General features: G+C 49.6%; 1 protein-coding gene. It reads left to right on the top strand.

Translation table 11 applies throughout. The features are described 5' to 3' along the window. Positions 1-1,978 (top strand): conjugative transfer relaxase/helicase TraI domain-containing protein (locus AC4IFO_RS22735; protein ID WP_490737814.1); only part of this gene is annotated, 1,978 nt, incomplete at its 5' end. Between the last annotated feature and the right edge of the window lie 519 nt (positions 1,979-2,497).

The raw sequence follows: 2,497 nt of genomic DNA on the forward strand, positions 1-2,497 counted from the left end.
CCTCTTTTTAGTGGACGAAGGTTCGATGGTCGGTAACAAAATTATGACTGAGGTGTTAGACGTGATTGGGCGCGGTGGCGGGCGAGCGCCAATTTCAGGGGATAGGGCGCAGTTATTGTCGGTGGATAGTGGTACACCGTTTTCCCTCGCGCAAGACCGTTCAGCCCTTGAAACTGCCATTATAAAAGAAATCGTGCGGCAAAGACCCGAGCTTCGTCCTGCCATTGAAGCCATCATCGCGGGTCAGGTTCAAACTGCTATGGATACGATGAATCGCGTGACGCCCGATGTGGTGCCGCGTCGAGCGGGGGCGGAATCACCCGAACAGTCGGTGATAGATTCAGGCGATAAGGTCATCACCCATATCCTTGATGATTATCGTGGGCGAACGCCTGAAGCCCAAAAAGAGACACTGATTGTGGTGCAAACTAACCGCGATAAAGATGAACTTAACCGCGGTATTCATCAAATCCTAGTCGAGCAAGGACAATTACAAGGGGGAAAAGACGTGCCGGTATTGGTGCGTGAAAGCACCCGTACAGAAGCGTTATTATCAACCTCAGGGCTGGCAAAGCATGCCGGTAAAGTGGCGCTCATCCAAGAGCAATATTATCGGATTGAAGTGACCCATGAGGGAGTAAATGACGGGGTTGTGACTCTGGTTGATGAACAAGGGAAAGGGCATTTGCTCTCGGCCTTTGAAAGTAGCTTGCTGGATATTGGTATTTACCGCCAAGAAATGCGCCATATCGCAGCCGGTGAAAAAATCAATTTTACCCGCACAGACAAAGAGCGCGGGCGCGTGATGAACAGCGATTGGACCGTCAGCGAAGTCAATGGCAACGGGCAAATCACTCTTACTAAGGGCGATGAATCTCGCGTACTTAACCCGAATAGCGAATTGACAGACCAACATCTGGATTACGGCTATGCGGGTACCGCACACCAAGCCCAAGGAGCAAGTAGTCTGTATGTGATTGTCCTCGGAGGTGTCGAATCAGGGCGGCGTATGCTAGCCACCTTGCGTGATGCTTATGTGGCTTTATCTCGTACTAAAGCGCATGTGCAAACCTACAGTGATGACTTGGATAAATGGACAAAAGCCATTGAGAACCCCGGCAACCGGAAGACGGCCCACGATGTGTTGTTAGCCGAACAAGACCGCGCGGCTAAAGTCGGCAATCAATTGTTTGACCATGCGAAACCCCTTAATGATACGGCGATTGGTCGAGCATTAAGTCGCCAAATGGGATTAGGCGAGTCACACGAAGGAAAGTTTGTTTACCCGTCCACTAAGCATCCTGAACCGCATGTGGCGTGGCCTGTGTTTGATGAACACGGCAAGTCTCAAGGTACGATGCTACAAGCGATTGAACTTGAAGGGGATAAATTGCAGGGACTCCGTGTGGAAGGGCGTTTACTGGGGAGCGAACAGGCGCAATTTATTGTCGTCAAACCCAGTCAAAACGGGCAAACCGTCATTGTGAACAGTCTAGAGTCGGCCTTTGAGACGATGGCGCAGCAACCTGAACAGGGCGTGGTGGTGCAACTCAATCCCGATGAACGTTTACACACGGCCATGATTGAGAAAATCACGCAAGGGGAAGTGGATAACGCCTATGCGAATCCGAATACCGCGCAAACCGATAAAGCAGACGGTGACCCTAAAATCCTGCAAACGCCCGAAGAGCAGGCGATTGATAAAGCCTTAAAAGAGGCCGAAGCTGCCTTGCGTCAGCAAGCGAACAACGAAACCAAGGCTCCCGAGCTCAACGAGGACGAACTTCGGCGGGTCATGGCCCAAGAGCGTGACAGCTTGCTTAAAGGCGAACATGACTTGATGGAGGCGAAAGCCAGTGTGGTTGAAAAAGCTGTTCAACTTGAGCGGCAACATCAGCAACAACAACGGGAGGTTTTGCGCCAACAGGAACGTGAAATCGTGATGGAAAAATTCCGTGACCGCGAATTTGGTGACTAAGCCCCTGTTATTTCTGTTTTAACCCGTATTGTCGGCGATATCCGCCAGTTTCTTTTAGTTTTCTCTCGCGTCGAACCTCAAGTTTTATCACAAATTTTGTGAATAAATCGCGTCTTTATCGTGGGGACGTTGCTTGAATGCGCATAGAATGCTAAATTAGCCGACAATTGATGCGAATTTTGTGGTCGCCACGCCGAAAGGTGGCAAGAGATGGGATGTAACACACAAATACGTGCTGTGAACCCAAATAGAAAACCCCTGTAATCTTCTTCATACTTGGCGGTGCGAGGAAAGATTATCAGGGGTCATCAGAGCAATTCCGCTAGGGGTATTGTTGTACTCCTAGCGGGGAGTATAGAATTATGCGCAAAAAAATTCAACTCCTTCCGTACAACATAAGTGCGGAGAGACATGTCTAATGGGATCTCAATACCTACAAACCCTTGTTCTCCGAGCAAAATCCATCGACATTACGCGCCAAAATTTTTAGGTCAATTACCTAAATTGGTGCCCGTTCGC

It is taken from the genome of Providencia sp. UF-224 (assembly GCF_058245955.1).